Annotated in this window: 17 protein-coding genes; 12 read left to right on the top strand and 5 right to left on the bottom strand. The window is 66.6% G+C overall.

Going from position 1 to position 14,282, the window contains the following annotated elements; translation table 11 throughout:
• Positions 1 to 91: 91 nt before the first annotated feature.
• The 5 genes from AC0CH8_RS14405 (at position 92) to AC0CH8_RS14385 (ending at position 3,369) form a co-directional block, all read left to right on the top strand.
• Positions 92 to 376, top strand: coding sequence for an RNA-binding S4 domain-containing protein (locus tag AC0CH8_RS14405; RefSeq protein ID WP_465240487.1), 285 nt, complete (start codon positions 92 to 94; stop codon positions 374 to 376).
• Positions 377 to 473: 97 nt separating this feature from the next.
• Positions 474 to 815, top strand: a complete 342-nt coding sequence (gene fdxA / locus AC0CH8_RS14400; RefSeq protein ID WP_465240486.1) for a ferredoxin FdxA — start codon at positions 474 to 476, stop codon at positions 813 to 815.
• 222 nt (positions 816 to 1,037) lie between these two features.
• Complete coding sequence (locus AC0CH8_RS14395) at positions 1,038 to 1,571, top strand: CarD family transcriptional regulator (protein ID WP_055841725.1); 534 nt, start codon at positions 1,038 to 1,040, stop codon at positions 1,569 to 1,571.
• A gap of 295 nt (positions 1,572 to 1,866) precedes the next feature.
• Positions 1,867 to 2,625 carry a head GIN domain-containing protein gene (locus AC0CH8_RS14390; protein ID WP_465240485.1) on the top strand — a complete coding sequence of 253 codons (759 nt, stop codon included), beginning with the start codon at positions 1,867 to 1,869 and terminating at the stop codon, positions 2,623 to 2,625.
• Between the two features lie 42 nt (positions 2,626 to 2,667).
• Positions 2,668 to 3,369 (top strand): GIN domain-containing protein, encoded by a 702-nt coding sequence (locus AC0CH8_RS14385; RefSeq protein WP_465240484.1) that lies wholly within the window; start codon positions 2,668 to 2,670, stop codon positions 3,367 to 3,369.
• Positions 3,370 to 3,401: 32 nt separating this feature from the next.
• Here the strand turns inward: AC0CH8_RS14385 and AC0CH8_RS14380 are convergent, their stop codons facing one another.
• Together AC0CH8_RS14380 and mgtE are read right to left on the bottom strand one after the other, a co-directional pair.
• On the bottom strand, positions 3,402 to 3,806 hold the full coding sequence (locus tag AC0CH8_RS14380) for a DUF1489 family protein (RefSeq protein ID WP_465240483.1): 405 nt from the start codon (positions 3,804 to 3,806) through the stop codon (positions 3,402 to 3,404).
• Between the two features lie 41 nt (positions 3,807 to 3,847).
• On the bottom strand, positions 3,848 to 5,251 hold the full coding sequence (gene mgtE, locus AC0CH8_RS14375) for a magnesium transporter (RefSeq protein ID WP_465240482.1): 1,404 nt from the start codon (positions 5,249 to 5,251) through the stop codon (positions 3,848 to 3,850).
• Between the two features lie 119 nt (positions 5,252 to 5,370).
• Between mgtE and AC0CH8_RS14370 the strand changes: the two genes are divergently transcribed.
• The 3 genes from AC0CH8_RS14370 to AC0CH8_RS14360 all read left to right on the top strand — a co-directional run bounded on the left by AC0CH8_RS14370 (position 5,371) and on the right by AC0CH8_RS14360 (position 6,279).
• Positions 5,371 to 5,832, top strand: coding sequence for a peptidylprolyl isomerase (locus AC0CH8_RS14370; protein WP_055842927.1), 462 nt, complete (start codon positions 5,371 to 5,373; stop codon positions 5,830 to 5,832).
• Between the two features lie 94 nt (positions 5,833 to 5,926).
• The gene (locus tag AC0CH8_RS14365; protein ID WP_465240481.1) at positions 5,927 to 6,052 is read left to right on the top strand and encodes a DUF559 domain-containing protein; all 126 of its coding nucleotides are present in this window, start codon (positions 5,927 to 5,929) and stop codon (positions 6,050 to 6,052) included.
• Complete coding sequence (locus tag AC0CH8_RS14360; RefSeq protein WP_465240480.1) at positions 6,046 to 6,279, top strand: endonuclease domain-containing protein; 234 nt, start codon at positions 6,046 to 6,048, stop codon at positions 6,277 to 6,279. Before AC0CH8_RS14365 ends, AC0CH8_RS14360 begins: the two co-directional genes overlap by 7 nt.
• Positions 6,280 to 6,409: 130 nt before the next feature.
• On the opposite strand, the gene AC0CH8_RS14355 is transcribed toward AC0CH8_RS14360, so the two are convergent.
• Complete coding sequence (locus tag AC0CH8_RS14355) at positions 6,410 to 7,291, bottom strand: LysR substrate-binding domain-containing protein (protein WP_204198481.1); 882 nt, start codon at positions 7,289 to 7,291, stop codon at positions 6,410 to 6,412.
• Between the two features lie 284 nt (positions 7,292 to 7,575).
• On the opposite strand from AC0CH8_RS14355, the gene AC0CH8_RS14350 reads away from it, so the two are divergent.
• Complete coding sequence (locus AC0CH8_RS14350) at positions 7,576 to 9,849, top strand: CDC48 family AAA ATPase (protein ID WP_465240479.1); 2,274 nt, start codon at positions 7,576 to 7,578, stop codon at positions 9,847 to 9,849.
• Positions 9,850 to 10,254: 405 nt separating this feature from the next.
• Here the strand turns inward: AC0CH8_RS14350 and tldD are convergent, their stop codons facing one another.
• Together tldD and AC0CH8_RS14340 are read right to left on the bottom strand one after the other, a co-directional pair.
• Entirely contained in the window at positions 10,255 to 11,676 is a 1,422-nt protein-coding gene (gene tldD, locus AC0CH8_RS14345; RefSeq protein ID WP_465240478.1) for a metalloprotease TldD, read from the bottom strand.
• 158 nt (positions 11,677 to 11,834) lie between these two features.
• On the bottom strand, positions 11,835 to 12,065 hold the full coding sequence (locus tag AC0CH8_RS14340; protein ID WP_204198506.1) for a zinc-finger domain-containing protein: 231 nt from the start codon (positions 12,063 to 12,065) through the stop codon (positions 11,835 to 11,837).
• A 58-nt stretch (positions 12,066 to 12,123) separates the two neighbouring features.
• Between AC0CH8_RS14340 and AC0CH8_RS14335 the strand changes: the two genes are divergently transcribed.
• From AC0CH8_RS14335 to AC0CH8_RS14325, 3 genes are all read left to right on the top strand, one after another.
• Complete coding sequence (locus AC0CH8_RS14335) at positions 12,124 to 13,056, top strand: ABC transporter ATP-binding protein (protein ID WP_465240477.1); 933 nt, start codon at positions 12,124 to 12,126, stop codon at positions 13,054 to 13,056.
• Positions 13,057 to 13,413: 357 nt separating this feature from the next.
• The gene (locus AC0CH8_RS14330) at positions 13,414 to 14,079 is read left to right on the top strand and encodes a hypothetical protein (protein ID WP_465240476.1); all 666 of its coding nucleotides are present in this window, start codon (positions 13,414 to 13,416) and stop codon (positions 14,077 to 14,079) included.
• Positions 14,076 to 14,243, top strand: a complete 168-nt coding sequence (locus AC0CH8_RS14325; protein ID WP_465240475.1) for a hypothetical protein — start codon at positions 14,076 to 14,078, stop codon at positions 14,241 to 14,243. Before AC0CH8_RS14330 ends, AC0CH8_RS14325 begins: the two co-directional genes overlap by 4 nt.
• Positions 14,244 to 14,282: the final 39 nt, after the last annotated feature.

The raw sequence follows: 14,282 nt of genomic DNA, 5'->3' as shown, positions 1-14,282 counted from the left end.
CCGCCCGCCCGACCACGCCGACCCCGTCCAGTGCCAATGCATTCGCCAGCCTTGCGGAGATGTTCGCCCGGTGATTCCATCCGTCGACACCATGCGCCTCGATCGGTTCCTCTGGTGGGCGCGCCTCGCCAAGACGCGCAGCGCGGCGCAGGCGCTGGCCGGTACCGGCCATCTCCGCCTCGACGGTCGCCCGATCGACCGCGCGCATGCTGCGGTGCGGGTCGGCGCCATCCTGACCTTCGCGCAGGGGTCGCGCGTTCGCGTCGTGCGGGTGGAGGCGCTGCCCGCCCGGCGTGGCCCGCCGGCGGAGGCACGCGGCTGCTATGCCGATCTCGTGACGGGTGATAACGTGTCGCAGGATGCCGACGGCGATTGACGCACGCCACGCTTGCGGCCTAGTCGCCGCGCGATGATCGCCGGCCTGTCGATGGCCGTATGAAGCTTGCCGGCATGGGCCGGTTCGGGAGTGCGCAATGACCTACGTCGTCACCGACGCCTGCATCCGTTGCAAGTACATGGACTGCGTCGAGGTGTGTCCGGTGGATTGTTTCTATGAAGGCGAGAACATGCTCGTCATCAATCCGTCCGAATGCATCGATTGCGGCGTCTGCGAACCCGAATGCCCGGCCGAGGCGATCCTGCCGGACACCGAGAACGGCCAGGAGAAGTGGCTGGAACTGAACGCCACCTTCTCCGCGCAATGGCCCAACGTCACCCGCAAGATGGACCAGACCCCGCCGGACGCCGACGCGATGAAGGGCGTCGAGGGCAAGTACGACAATTTCTTCAGCCCGGAACCCGGCGCGGGCGACTGACGGCAGGGCGTCCGTCGGCTGCTGCGGGAGGCGGCGTGACGGACCGATCGGGACGGAATGGTGGCGTCGTGCGGCGGTGCGACACGAAGCTGGCAATTTTGGTGCAAAGCTGCTAGATACTGCTGCGACGGGCGCGATCGGCGTTGCCCGGATCCCCAACGCGCGCCCCGTCGCCGGCCTTCGCGCCAGCGGATCGGGCGCGGGTCCGATGAAAGGCCCCACATGGCTGCCAAGGCGCTGTTTTTCGACGTCGGCGATTATGTTGTCTATCCCAAGCACGGCGTAGGCCGCGTGATCGAGCTGCAGAAGCAGGAGATCGCCGGGACCAGCCTCGAACTCTACGTCCTGCGGTTTGAGAAGGAGCGCATGACGCTCCGTGTTCCGACCAACAAGGCCGAAAGCGTCGGCATGCGCAAGCTGTCGTCCGACAAGACGATGCGTGAGGCGATGGACACGCTGAAGGGCAAGCCCAAGGTCAAGCGCACCATGTGGTCGCGCCGCGCGCAGGAGTACGAGGCGAAGATCAACTCCGGCGACCTCGTGTCGATCGCCGAGGTGGTCCGCGACCTGTTCCGCGCCGACGACCAGCCCGAGCAGAGCTATTCCGAGCGTCAGATCTTTGAGGCCGCGACCAGCCGTCTGGCCCGCGAACTCGCCGCGATGGAAGAACTCGACGAGCCCAAGGCGCAGGAGAAGATCCTCGAGATCCTCCGCGCCGCCGCCGCGATCTACAACAAGGACAAGCCCGCCGCCTGATCGGCGTGGAGCCTCGGTCTACAGGAAGGGTGGTCCGGCGACGGGCCGCCCTTCGTCGTTCAGAGCTTAATTTCATGAGGTTGATCCCGGCCTTCCGTTCCCCTGAGCTTGTCGAAGGGCATGAGCCTCACCGGTGCTTCGACAGGCTCAGCACGGTTCAAGCTGATGACGGCATCACCCCCGGATCCGCTATTCAGGCGGAGGCCGCAATCGCGGACGACACTGCAAACCGCCAGCCCCTTGCATCGCCTCCCCCAGCGTGTATTATCTAAACAACACACAGGGGAAACACATCATGAAGCTCGGCACCAGAACGCTCCTCGCCCCCGTCGCGCTTGCGCTGCTGGCGATACCCGTCGCCGCCTGCTCCTTCAACTGGTCGTCCGACGACGAGCAGGACGGCAGCACGGGCGTTGCGGCGACCGGCTCGGGCGGCGCCCGCACCTATGCCGTGACCGACTTCGACAGCGTCGGGCTGGCGGCGGGTGGCGACGTGGAGGTCCGCGTCGGCCCCGCCTTCTCCGTCACCGCCACCGGCGACCCGGCCACGCTCGACAAGATCAGGGTCGAGCGGAAGGGCAACTCGCTCAGCCTCGGCTGGAAGCGCGGGATCAACTGGAATGGCACCGGCAAGGTCCGCTACCTCGTGACGATGCCGCGCATCACCGGCGCTGACATCGGCGGCTCCGGCACGATCACTGTCGACAAGGCGGAGGGTGACAAGTTCGAGGGCAATATCGGCGGCTCCGGCAAGCTCGATATCCGCGGCATGAAGGTCGACAAGGCCGAGTTCGCGATCGGGGGATCGGGCGACATCGCCGCCGCCGGCACCGCCCGCTCGCTTGAAATCTCGGTCGGCGGCTCCGGCAACGTCCGCGCGCAACCGCTCCGCACGGAGACGGCGGAGGTCAACATCGCCGGGGCCGGCGACGTGCAGGCGACCGCCACCCGCACCGCGGAAATCAACATCCTTGGCTCCGGCGACGTGACCATCACCGGCGGCGCGAAGTGCGAAGTCAGCAAGATGGGCAGCGGCAAGGTGCATTGCGGCTGATCCCGGCTTGATCGAAGGGCGGGGATCGTCGAGCGTAGCGTGATGCGCCCGCTCCCCGCCATTGTCCTGTCAGCAATTGCCCTGTCGGCCGGCCCTGCATCGGCCGCGGACCGCACCGTCGGCATTGGCAGCTTCGAACGCTTGCGCGTCGAGGGCCCGTTCGAAGCGACTGTAACCACCGGCTCGCCCTCCGTCCGCATCGCTGGCGACTTGGACGCGATCCAGGCAATCGACGTCCGGCTCGACGGCACGACGCTGACGATCCGCCGCCGCCTCGGTCTGGGGGGGGACGTGCAGCGCCGATCGACCGCCCCGATCCGGCTGACGCTCTCGACGCCGTCGCTCGCCTCGGCGCAGTCGGTAGCGGGCGCGCGGCTGACGATCGCGCGGCTGCGGGGACCGAAGATCGACCTCGTCGTCTCCGGCTCGGGCGCAATCGCGGTGACAGCGGTCGACGGCGCGGAAATATCGGCAATGCTCGCCGGCGCTGGCCGCATCGCGCTCGCCGGTCGCGTCGGCAAGGCCCGGCTGACGAAGAACGGGGAGGGGACGCTCGACGCCTCGGCGCTCGACGCGGGCGAACTGCTGGTCGCCGCAGACGGCATCGGCGACCTCTCCGCCCGCGCCCGCTACACCGCACAGGTGTCGAACGCCGGCACCGGACAGGTCACCATCGCCGGCACCCCCCGCTGCGTGATTCGCCCCGCGAATGGCGGCCCGGTTACCTGCGGAAAACAGCGTTAGGTTTCCGAACGCAGGAGTTTGCGCAAACCCGGTCAGATCAAACCCAACTCCGCCAGCTTCCCGATCAACTCCGCCGGCATTGCCTCCACCCCCGTCCCGTCGCCGCCCAGATCGACGGGCGCATCCGCCGCCTCCAGATAGCGCCAGCCCTGATGCGCCCGCTTGGGCCGCGCCTGCACCAGCACCAGTGGCGGCGCGAGGAAGATGGCGACGCGACCTCCCTCCGCCTCACCGAACCCGGTGATCGCGGACCGCGCTACCAGCTGGTGCTTCAATATCCAGAACAGCGACCCCGCACCCGCCACCTCCTCGTGCCGCTTGGGCAGATAGCGTGTCGTCAGGAACAGCTGCCCCTCCGCCGCGCGCAGGGCGAGACGTTCGGAAAGATGCTCGACGCTCGCCGCGCCGAACGCCACTTTGGTCAAATGAAGCGCCATCGGAGGCTGCCATGTGGGTCACACACGCAGACGCCGCAAGCCTATCCGTGCAGGCCCCACAAGGTCGCAAGGCCCAGAAACGCAAAGAAACCCATCGTGTCCGTCAACGTCGTCACGAACACTGCGGACGACACCGCCGGATCGACGTTGAAGCGGTCGAGCGTCACCGGCACCAGCACTCCGCCCAGACCCGCGGTCAGGTTGTTGATGACCATCGCCGACCCGATGACCAGCGCCAGATCGCCGCGCCCGAAGATCAGGAATGTGCCCACCCCGATCAACAGGCCCAGCATCGCGCCGTTCGCCGCCGCGATGCGTAGTTCGCGCAGCACCATCCAGCGGGTATTCGAATTCGTCAGCTGATTGGTCGCGATCGCGCGCACCACCACTGCCAGCGTCTGCGTGCCCGCATTGCCGCCCATCCCCGACACGATCGGCATCAGCACCGCGAGCAGCGCAAAGGTCGCGATCGTGCCCTCGAACAGCTTCACCACGCTGGCGGCGAACATCGCCGTCGCCAGGTTCACGACCAGCCATGTCAGCCGCGTCTTCACCGTCAGCCGGATCGGTTCGTTGATGTCGCCGTCGCCCGCACCCGACAGGCGCAGCACGTCCTCGCCCGCCTCCTGCTGGATGATATGCACGACGTCGTCGACGGTGATCATGCCGACCAGCCGCCCCGACCCGTCGGTGACCGCGGCGGAGATCAGCGCGTATTTTTGGAACCGCAGCGCGACCTCTTCCTGATCCATGTCGACCGGGATCAGCGTCTGCTCGCGGCTCATCACGTCGCCCACCGGCACCCAGTGCGGCGTGCGCAAAATCCACGACAGCGCGCAGGTGCCGATCGGCCGATGTCCCGGATCGACGACGAACACTTCCCAGAAATCGGTGGTCAGGTCCTCCTGCTTGCGCAGATAGGTGATGACGTCGCCGACGGTCCAATGCTCCGGCACCGCGACCAGGTCGCGCTGCATCAGGCGACCGGCGGATTCCTCTGGATAGGACAGCGCCTCCTCGATCGCGGCGCGATCGTCCGGTTCCATTGCGCGGAGCACCGCGCGCTGCCCGTCCTCGTCCATGTCCTCGATGATCGCGACAGCGTCGTCGGTATCGAGTTCGGACGCGATATCCGCGACCTCGTGCGGCTCCAGCGCATCGATCAGGTCCTCGCGGACGTAATCGTTCATCTCCGCGAACACGTCCGCGTCGAGCAGGTCGGTGACGGCGCGGGCGAGGGCGGTACGGTCCTCCTGCGGCGTCAGCTCGAACAAGTCGGCGATATCGGCCGGGTGGAGCGGCTCGACCAGCGTGCGCGCTTCCTCGTCGTCGCCCGCCTCGACCGCGTCCAGCACCGCCCGGACGAATTCGGGTCGCAGCCGGTCGTCCTCGTCCAGCTCGTCCAGTTCTTCGGTCGGCGCTTCGGGAAGCTCGTTTTCGCTCATCGCCGGCTCCCTCTTGGCATGGTCTGATCGCGGCGCCTGCTCCCTATCGCGGCGCAGCGCGATTTGCCAGCGGCGCACTCCCTCCCTATCTGCCGCTCGACCAATCTGGAGTGGACGACATGACCGATACCCCGACCGCGGAGACGCTGACCCTGACGCTGGAGGGCGGCGACGTCACGATCAAGCTGCGTCCCGACCTCGCGCCCGAGCACGTCAAGCGCATCACCGAGCTGGCGAACGACGGCTTCTACGACGGCGTCGTGTTCCACCGCGTCATCCCCGGCTTCATGGCGCAGGGCGGCGATCCGACCGGCACCGGCATGCACGGCTCCGACAAGCCCAACCTGAAGGCGGAGTTCAACAAGGAACCGCACGTCCGCGGCATCTGCTCAATGGCGCGCACCAACGATCCCAACACGGCGAACAGCCAGTTCTTCATCGTCTTCGACGACGCCCGCTTCCTCGACGGCCAGTACACCGTCTGGGGTCAGGTTACTGATGGCATGGAACTGATCGACGCGCTGCCCAAGGGCGAACCCCCCCGCCAGCCCGGCAAGATCGTCAAGGCGCGCGTGGCGTAACTTTCAAAAATGTCCGCTCCCTCCTCCCCTCCCTGCAAGGGAGGGGCCCGGGGTGGGTAGACGCCCGCGAGACGCGCTGTAATCTGAAACAACGATGCAGCGCGTCCCGCCCGAACTTACGCGCAACGCCCGCGATCTCAGAACCGAACCAACCCCGGCAGAACGGCGCCTCTGGCAAGCCCTCCGGTCCCACCATCCACGCTTCACGCGCAGTTGGTAGTAGACCGCTTCATCATCGACATAGCCTGCCGCAGTCTGAAACTCGGCATCGAACTCGACGGCGGGCACCACGGCTTGCAGATCGAACGAGACGAAGCCCGCGCCGCCTATCTGGCCGCGAAAGGCCGGACGATCCTCCGCTTCTGGAACACCGACGTCCTGCACAACCTTGACGGCGTCGTCACCACCATCTCACAAACGGTACGGCGTACCGCAACCCACCCCTAACCCCTCCCTTACAGGAGGGGAGCAGGAAAATTTCAACTTCTGAGGAGTGGACTGCTCGTTTCCCCTCCCTGAAAGGGAGGGGCCGGGGGTGGGTCGACGCCCGCGAAACGGCTCGGAGCTGCCCAGCCCCTCAAGCCCCCAAAGTCTTCACCAACCAGTCATGAAACAGCCGCACCGGCTTCGACTGCAACGCCCGCGGCCGGCAGACGAACCAGTAACTGTACGGGCTCTCCACCTCGATATCGAACAGCCGCACCAGCCGCGGATCGTTCGCATCCTCGAAGTGGCTCTCCAGCATGAACGCGATGCCGAGCCCTTGCGCCGCCGCCTCCAGCATCAACTGCCCCGAATCGAAATGATCGACCGCCTGCGGTTCGATCTCCTCCAGCCCGGCGGCGTTGCGCCACGCGGTGAAGGTGTCGGGCATGTCGCGGTGGATCAAAGCGGTCAACGTCGCGACCTGCGCCGGATCGACCACCGGGTTCGGTCCCTCCAGCAAGGTGCGCGATCCGATGACGTACACCTTGTTGTGATCCAGCCGCTTCCCATACAGCGAGGGATCGATGTCGCGCGCTAGTGCGATCACGGCGTCCAGCCCGTCACCCAGCCGCGCGATGCCGTGCGCCGCCGTATCGATGTCGAGATGCAGTTCGGGATGCGTCGCGCGCAGGTCGCCCAGCCGCGGGAACAGCCGCTGCGACGCGAATAGCGGCAGAATGCCCAGCCGCAGCCTCAGCACTTCGGTCCCACTCGTCATCGCCTCGACCGCGTCGGACAGTTGGTCCAGCACCGGCGCGATTTGCTGCAGCAGCCGCTCGCCATCGGCATTGGCGACCATCGCCTGATGCCGCCGCGCGAACAGCGGCTTGCCGATGAACCGTTCCAGCGACTGCACGCGGCGGCTCAGCGCCGGTGCCGACAGCGCCAGTTCCTCCGCGGCAGCCTTGATCGATCCCAGGCGCGCGACCTGCACGAACGCCTCGATCGCGCCCAACGGGGGCAGCCTGCGCATCCCGTCCTCTCCCGCTTCTTATGTTAGCGATACCGCGAATTGCATAGAACGCAATCGTAGCGGAGTATTTCGCACTTGCAACATGGCTCGCTGCGACGCAAAAAGACCGTGCCTTTCAGGCATCCTCTCCTAAAAACTTTCAAGGGGTCGGACTTTCGGGTCCGGCCCTTTTTTTCGTCGCGTTGGGTCGCCCCGCCCCTAACCGCGCTGGAACCGGCTTCCTACCTCACGCGCTTGCCGTTCGAAAGGGATCGGCCAGATGGACCGCGTAGAAGGAAGCAGGAATGGCCGATAGCGAAACCCCGACGCGCAAGATCCAGGTCGCGAACAGCCGCCCGGAGGATTCCGGCCGTGGCCTCGCTCACCTGCCGCGTGCGCTGATGGCGGCGCTGGGGGTGGGTGAGGGCGACGTGATCGAGATCGTCGGCAAGCAATCGACTCCCGCCCGTGCGGTCGGCCCCTATCCCGAGGACGAGGGACTGGAAGTGCTGCGCATCGACGGTCTCCAGCGCGCCAATGCCGGCGTCGGCTCGGGCGATTTCGTCGAAGTGCGCCGCGCCGAGTCGAAGCCGGCGACCCGCGTCGTCTTCGCACCGGCGCAGGCGAACCTGCGCCTCCAGGGCTCCGGTGCCGCGCTCCAGCGCACCTTTCTCGGTCGCCCCTTCTGCCAGGGCGATGTCGTCGCGACCGCCGGGCATCAGCGTGTCTCGGACATGCCACCGACCGTACAGCGCTTCATGAACGCGCCCGCGTTCGCATTGCAGGAAATCCGCCTCATCGTCGTGTCCGCCAGCCCCAAGGGCGTTGTCCACATCGATGAGAATACCGAAATCGAACTACGCCCCGAATATGAAGAGCCGCAGGCCGCGCGCCGCGCCGACGTGACCTATGACGATATTGGCGGCATGGCCGCGACGATCGACCAGTTGCGCGAGATGGTCGAACTGCCGCTCCGCTACCCCGAATTGTTCGAGCGCCTCGGCGTCGAGCCGCCCAAGGGCGTGCTGCTCCACGGGCCGCCCGGCACCGGCAAGACGCGCCTCGCCCGCGCCGTCGCCAACGAGTCGGACGCGCAGTTCTTCCTGATCAACGGCCCCGAGATCATGGGCTCCGCCTATGGCGAGTCCGAATCGCGCCTGCGCGACATTTTCGAGGAAGCGACCAAGGCCGCGCCGTCGATCGTCTTCATCGACGAGATCGACTCCATCGCCCCGAAGCGCGGTCAGGTGCAGGGTGAGGCCGAGAAGCGCCTCGTCGCCCAGTTGCTGACGCTGATGGACGGGCTGGAGGCACGTGCGAACCTCGTCGTCATCGCCGCCACCAACCGGCCGGAGGCGATCGACGAGGCGTTGCGGCGCCCCGGCCGCTTCGATCGCGAGATCGTCGTCGGCGTCCCCGACGAGCGCGGTCGGCGCGAGATTCTCGGCATCCACGCGCGCGGCATGCCGCTCGGCGACCGCGTCGATCTCGATGAGCTGGCGCGCACCACCTACGGGTTCGTCGGAGCCGACATCGCCGCGCTGGCGCGGGAAGCCGCGATCGAGGCGGTCCGCCGCATCATGCCGCGCCTGAACCTCGAGGAGCGGACGATCCCCGCCGAGGTGCTCGACACGCTGTCGGTGACGCGCGAGGATTTTCTGGAGGCGCTGAAGCGCGTTCAACCGTCGGCGATGCGCGAGGTTATGGTGCAGGCTCCGAATGTCCGCTGGGAGGATGTCGGCGGGCTGGATGCTGCGCAGGAGCGGCTGAAGGAGGGCGTCGAGCTGCCGCTGAAGGACCCCGACGCGTTCCGCCGGCTCGGCATCCGTCCGGCCAAGGGCTTCCTGCTCTACGGTCCGCCCGGCACCGGCAAGACCCTGCTGGCAAAGGCGGTCGCGCGCGAGGCACAGGCGAACTTCATCGCCACCAAATCGTCGGACCTGCTGAGCAAATGGTACGGTGAAAGCGAACAGCAGATCGCCCGCCTGTTCGCCCGCGCGCGTCAGGTCGCGCCGACCGTGATCTTCATCGACGAACTCGACAGCCTCGTGCCCGCTCGCGGATCGGGCGGTGGCGAGCCGCAGGTGACGGAGCGCGTGGTCAACACCATCCTCGCCGAGATGGACGGGCTGGAGGAATTGCAGTCGGTCGTCGTGATCGGCGCGACCAACCGGCCCAACCTCGTCGACCCCGCGCTGCTGCGGCCGGGCCGGTTCGACGAGCTGATCTATGTCGGCGTCCCCAGCGAAGCGGGGCGCGAGCGCATCCTCGGTATCCAGACCGGCAAGATGCCGCTGGCGTCGGACGTCGATCTCGCCTCCATCGCGCGCCGCACCGACCGCTTCACCGGCGCCGATCTGGAGGACGTCACCCGCCGCGCCGGCCTGATCGCGCTGCGCCGTTCCCGCACCGCGACGGAGGTCACGATGGCCGACTTCGAGGGCGCATTGGCGGAGGCGCGGGCGAGCGTTACCCCTGAAATGGAGCGCGACTACGAACAGATTGCCGCGCGCCTGAAGCAGGATGCCGCCGCGATCCAGCCGGTCGGCTTCGCATTCCCGGGGGCTCAGCGGGGTTAGGGGGCGTTTGCTGGCGGAGACGGGTGGCAGTAAGTGCGAGACGGCTGGCGCTCAGCACTCAAACCAACCCCGATCCCTGGCCCCACCCCGGCGGAGGCCGGGGTCCAGTCGCCACATCGGCAGTGAGTTTCACAAAGCTGGCCGCGACTGGATCCCGGCGTGCTCCGGGGACGCGCGGAATAAGAACGGCTAGTTCACCCCCCCCGCCGTCATTGCGAGCACAGCGAAGCAATCCAGGAGCCACATCGGACACCTCGGATCGCTTCGCTACGCTCTCGATGATGGGGCGGGGCCAAGAACCAAGCGCCGTAGACCAGCTCCACCCCTCCCGATCAGGGGAGGGGCCGGGGCCGGGCAGTGCCACGAGCGAACGGCGCGTGAAGCCGTAATATCCGTACTCGAAACCTAGGCCGCGGTCCCCCCGACCGTCAGTCCCTCGACCAGCAGCGTCGGCTGACCGACACCCGCCGGCACGCCCTGACCGCCCTTGCCGCACACGCCGATACCCTCGTCCAGCGCGAAGTCGTCGCCGATGCCGGTCACCTTGGTCAGCACCGTCGGGCCGTCGCCGATCAGCGTCGCCCCCTTGATCGGTGCGCCGATCTTGCCGTCTTCGATCATATACGCCTCGGTGCAGCTGAACACGAACTTGCCCGACACGATGTCGACCTGCCCGCCGCCGAAGCTCTTGGCGAAGATGCCGCGCTTCACGCGCGACAGCAGCTCGGCGGGATCGTCCTTGCCGCCCTTCATGAAGGTGTTGGTCATCCGCGGCATCGGTGCGTGCGCATAGCTTTCACGCCGGCCGTTGCCCGTCGCCGCCATGCCCATTAGCCGCGCGTTCAGGCGGTCCTGCATGTACCCCTTCAGGATACCGTCCTCGATCAGGACCGTCTCGCGCGTCGGCGTACCCTCGTCGTCGATCGACAGCGATCCGCGACGATCGACCAGCGACCCGTCGTCGACGATCGTGATCCCCGACGCTGCCACCCGCTCGCCGAGCCGGCCCGAAAACGCGCTCGTGCCCTTGCGGTTGAAGTCACCCTCCAGCCCGTGGCCGATCGCCTCGTGCAAAAGCACGCCCGGCCAGCCTGGCGCGAGCAGCACCGTCATTTCGCCCGCCGGCGCGGCGACCGCGTCGAGATTGACCAGCGCCTGCGCCAGCGCCTCGTCGATGCCGCGGTTCCACGTCGCATCCTCGAACAGGCGGTCGTAAAGGTAGCGCCCGCCGATCCCGAACGTCCCCGTCTCGCGGCGGCCATTCTGCTCGACCACGATCTGGATATTCAGCCGCACCAGCGGCCGCACGTCGGTCGCGACGAAACCGTCCGGCCGTACGATCTCGACCACGCTCCACGATCCCGACAGCCCGACCGACACCTGCGCCACGCGCGGATCACGCGCACGCGCGGCGGCGTCGATCGTCTGGCACAAATTCACCTTGTCGGCGAAGGGGATCAGGTCGAGCGGGTCGGCGTCCGTGTACAGGTGCCGGTTGTTGCCCTGCGGCGGCGGCGCCTTCGCCGAGTGTGAAGGATCGATCAGCGCCATCGTCTGCGCCGCGCGCTTGATCGCCGCCTCGCTCACCTCGTTGGCGTGCGCGAACGCCGTCGTCTCGCCCGATACCGCGCGCAGGCCGAAGCCCGCATTGGTGTCGTAGCTCGCGGTCTTCAGCCGCCCGTCGTCGAACCCGAACGCCTCCGACTTGCGATACTGGAGGTAGAGTTCGCCGTCGTCCGCCTTGCCCAGCGCATCGGCCGCCAGCGTCTGCGCGGCCTCCGGAGCAAGATCGCGGTACAGGAAGGAGCGGGGATCGAGATATACCATACCGGCAATATAGGCGCGCCAGCGGGAAGGTCCATGCCAACCGTTCGTGCCGAGCGCGGTCGAAGCACCTCGCCACTGGCCCCGGCAAAGCCGTGACGTCGATCGGGCGGCAAGCCGCCCGCCGGCCGATCGGCGGGCCGGACGCTAGCCGGGTCGTATCAGGCGCTGCCCTCGGTCACGTCGGGCAGGCTCGCCTGATCGACGCCGTCCGCCGGCCCGCCGATCAGCACGAAACGCCGGTCGCAATAGCCGCAGTCGACGTAACCGAGTTCGTCGATCTGCAACCACACGCGCGGATGGCCCAGCGCTGCGCCGCCGGGGATGTCGGCAGCACCGTCGCAGGCGACGCGGGGCTGGCTGGTGCGGGTGACTTCTAGCGGCGGGGTCATAGGGTCCGAATAGCAAGGAGCATTGTGGCGAGGCAAGCCGAAGCCTAACGGGAAACGCATGACGTCCATCTCCACCGAAGCTGCGATCTCCATCAACGGCCTGTGCAAGACCTATCAGGGCGGCAAGCGCGCGCTCGACGGGGTGACGTTCGACGTGCCCCGCGGCCAGATCTTCGGTCTGCTCGGCCCCAACGGTGCGGGCAAGTCAACGCTCATCAACATCCTCGCCGGGCTGGTGAACAAGACGGAGGGCTCGGCGTCGATCTGGGGCTTCGACATCGACGCGCACCCGCGCAACGCGAAGGCATCGATCGGCATCGTCAATCAGGAGATCCTGTTCGACCCCTTCTTCACGCCGGTGGAAACGCTGGAGATCCAGGCCGGCTTGTACGGCGTGCCGAAAAAGGACCGCCGCTCGCTCGACCTGCTGCGCGCCGTGCATCTGGAGGACAAGGCGAACGCCTATGCCCGCACGCTGTCGGGCGGCATGAAGCGGCGGCTGATGGTCGCCAAGGCGATGGTGCATTCCCCGCCCGTGCTGGTCCTCGACGAGCCGACCGCGGGCGTCGACATCGAACTTCGCCAGCAACTTTGGGCCTATGTCCGCGAACTCAACGCGGGCGGCGTCACCGTCGTGCTGACGACGCATTATCTGGAGGAGGCGGAGCAGCTCTGCGACCGCATCGCCATCATCAACCACGGGCGCCTGATCGCCAACGAACCGACCCGCGACCTCGTCGGCCGCGCGCAGGAGAAGGTCGTCGCCGTCACCGTCGACCGCGACCTGACCGCCGCCCCCGAAGCACCCTGTTTCGAAAAGATCGTGCTGAAGGGCGCCCGCGTGCTGGAGATCACCTACTCTAAGGCACGCGTGAACGCCGGTGAAGTGCTGGCCGCGGTGCAGGCCGCCGGCGTCGGCATCGTCGACGTCTCGACCCGCGAACCTGACCTGGAGGATGTCTTCCTGTCGCTGACGCGAGGTCACGAATAGAGTTATCGAATACTGTACGGCTTCAAAAAAGCACTTGCTCTTGAGACGGCGGTGCAGCATCTTGCCTGTAACTTGCTGGGGGGCGAGATGCAGGTGAGAATCTTTACGTTGGGGTCGCTTCTTGCGTTGGGGGCATGTGCCCCGAACACGTTCACCGATCGACCAGCGCGGCTTGATTTCTTGAAATCAAATACTTCGGCGCTAGGTTCCGAAGAAGACACGAAGGAAAAGTATAGGGGGCTATCATCCCCCGAGCAGCGGCGGGCATATCGTGACAGGATAGTCTGGACCCTGATCGGCGCCGACGACGACAGCTTCAATGCATTCGTTCGGCGGGTCCGCTCAGATCGAGCGCTGATGAATATGAGTTCGGACGGTGGAGTCATCTTTCTTAACGGGTTAGCTGCGACCCTCGGGACTGCGGCGGAGAAGGCGGCGCTTTCCACGCTGTCGGCCGGGCTGCTCAGCAGCCGGGGGTCGGTGGACAAGCAGTTGTTCAACATGGAGGCGATGTCGGCGTTGCTCGCGCGCATGAAGGCGGCACGTATCGCTGCCCTCGTGCCGATCCGGACCGGCCTTCGACAGGCCGATCAGGCCTACCCACTGGAGCAGGCGCTGGTCGACTTGCGAGCCTATGCCGATGCCGGGTCTTTGCTGTCTACAATCACTGCAATCACGGACGACGCTGGGGCACTTGTCGAACAATCGCGCGATGCGATCAAACCCCAGATCCGTGGCGAGGCATACTTTAGCAGCTTGGAGGCACGGGAAACTCTGGCGGCCCGGATCGACGGTTTGAGCGGCAACCAGTTGACTGCTCTCGTCTTCGCGCTCGAACGCTATCGCGTAATGCTCCCACCGGATCTGATCGACGAACTGCGGCTTACCGATCCATCGGATGCGCGCTTCCGTGATCCGGTACGGGCCAAGTCATTCATCGAAACGTGGCTGGTCGATGGGACCGATGCGGGTGGTCCGGAATGGTCCGAAGCAGTAACTCTAGCAGAAAAGGCCAAGCCATGAAGCGGACGAAGATCATCATCTACCCGTCGCCGCCGTGGACTGAAGGCACGGTCGCGCGTGAACGTATGCTACAGGCCAGGCGTGCAGTCTCCTGTGTGGTCGAAGCCAGCACCACTCCCAAGGGATGGAAGATGACGGTGGTGCGGGAGTATCCCGACGGCTAATCGCCACCGATCATCATCACCGTCGAAGCCCCGCCGATC

This window comes from Sphingomonas sp. AC435, assembly GCF_979253005.1.
This window is presented reverse-complemented; position numbering and strand designations above follow the sequence as displayed.

Coding starts and splice junctions, on each gene's coding strand:
- AC0CH8_RS14405 (WP_465240487.1), top strand. CDS start 92: ATGCGCCTCGATCGGTTCCTCTGGTGGGCGCGCCTCGCCAAGACGCGC.
- fdxA (WP_465240486.1), top strand. CDS start 474: ATGACCTACGTCGTCACCGACGCCTGCATCCGTTGCAAGTACATGGAC.
- AC0CH8_RS14395 (WP_055841725.1), top strand. CDS start 1,038: ATGGCTGCCAAGGCGCTGTTTTTCGACGTCGGCGATTATGTTGTCTAT.
- AC0CH8_RS14390 (WP_465240485.1), top strand. CDS start 1,867: ATGAAGCTCGGCACCAGAACGCTCCTCGCCCCCGTCGCGCTTGCGCTG.
- AC0CH8_RS14385 (WP_465240484.1), top strand. CDS start 2,668: ATGCGCCCGCTCCCCGCCATTGTCCTGTCAGCAATTGCCCTGTCGGCC.
- AC0CH8_RS14380 (WP_465240483.1), bottom strand. CDS start 3,806: ATGGCGCTTCATTTGACCAAAGTGGCGTTCGGCGCGGCGAGCGTCGAG.
- mgtE (WP_465240482.1), bottom strand. CDS start 5,251: ATGAGCGAAAACGAGCTTCCCGAAGCGCCGACCGAAGAACTGGACGAG.
- AC0CH8_RS14370 (WP_055842927.1), top strand. CDS start 5,371: ATGACCGATACCCCGACCGCGGAGACGCTGACCCTGACGCTGGAGGGC.
- AC0CH8_RS14365 (WP_465240481.1), top strand. CDS start 5,927: ATGCAGCGCGTCCCGCCCGAACTTACGCGCAACGCCCGCGATCTCAGA.
- AC0CH8_RS14355 (WP_204198481.1), bottom strand. CDS start 7,291: ATGCGCAGGCTGCCCCCGTTGGGCGCGATCGAGGCGTTCGTGCAGGTC.
- AC0CH8_RS14350 (WP_465240479.1), top strand. CDS start 7,576: ATGGCCGATAGCGAAACCCCGACGCGCAAGATCCAGGTCGCGAACAGC.
- tldD (WP_465240478.1), bottom strand. CDS start 11,676: ATGGTATATCTCGATCCCCGCTCCTTCCTGTACCGCGATCTTGCTCCG.
- AC0CH8_RS14340 (WP_204198506.1), bottom strand. CDS start 12,065: ATGACCCCGCCGCTAGAAGTCACCCGCACCAGCCAGCCCCGCGTCGCC.
- AC0CH8_RS14335 (WP_465240477.1), top strand. CDS start 12,124: ATGACGTCCATCTCCACCGAAGCTGCGATCTCCATCAACGGCCTGTGC.
- AC0CH8_RS14330 (WP_465240476.1), top strand. CDS start 13,414: ATGAATATGAGTTCGGACGGTGGAGTCATCTTTCTTAACGGGTTAGCT.
- AC0CH8_RS14325 (WP_465240475.1), top strand. CDS start 14,076: ATGAAGCGGACGAAGATCATCATCTACCCGTCGCCGCCGTGGACTGAA.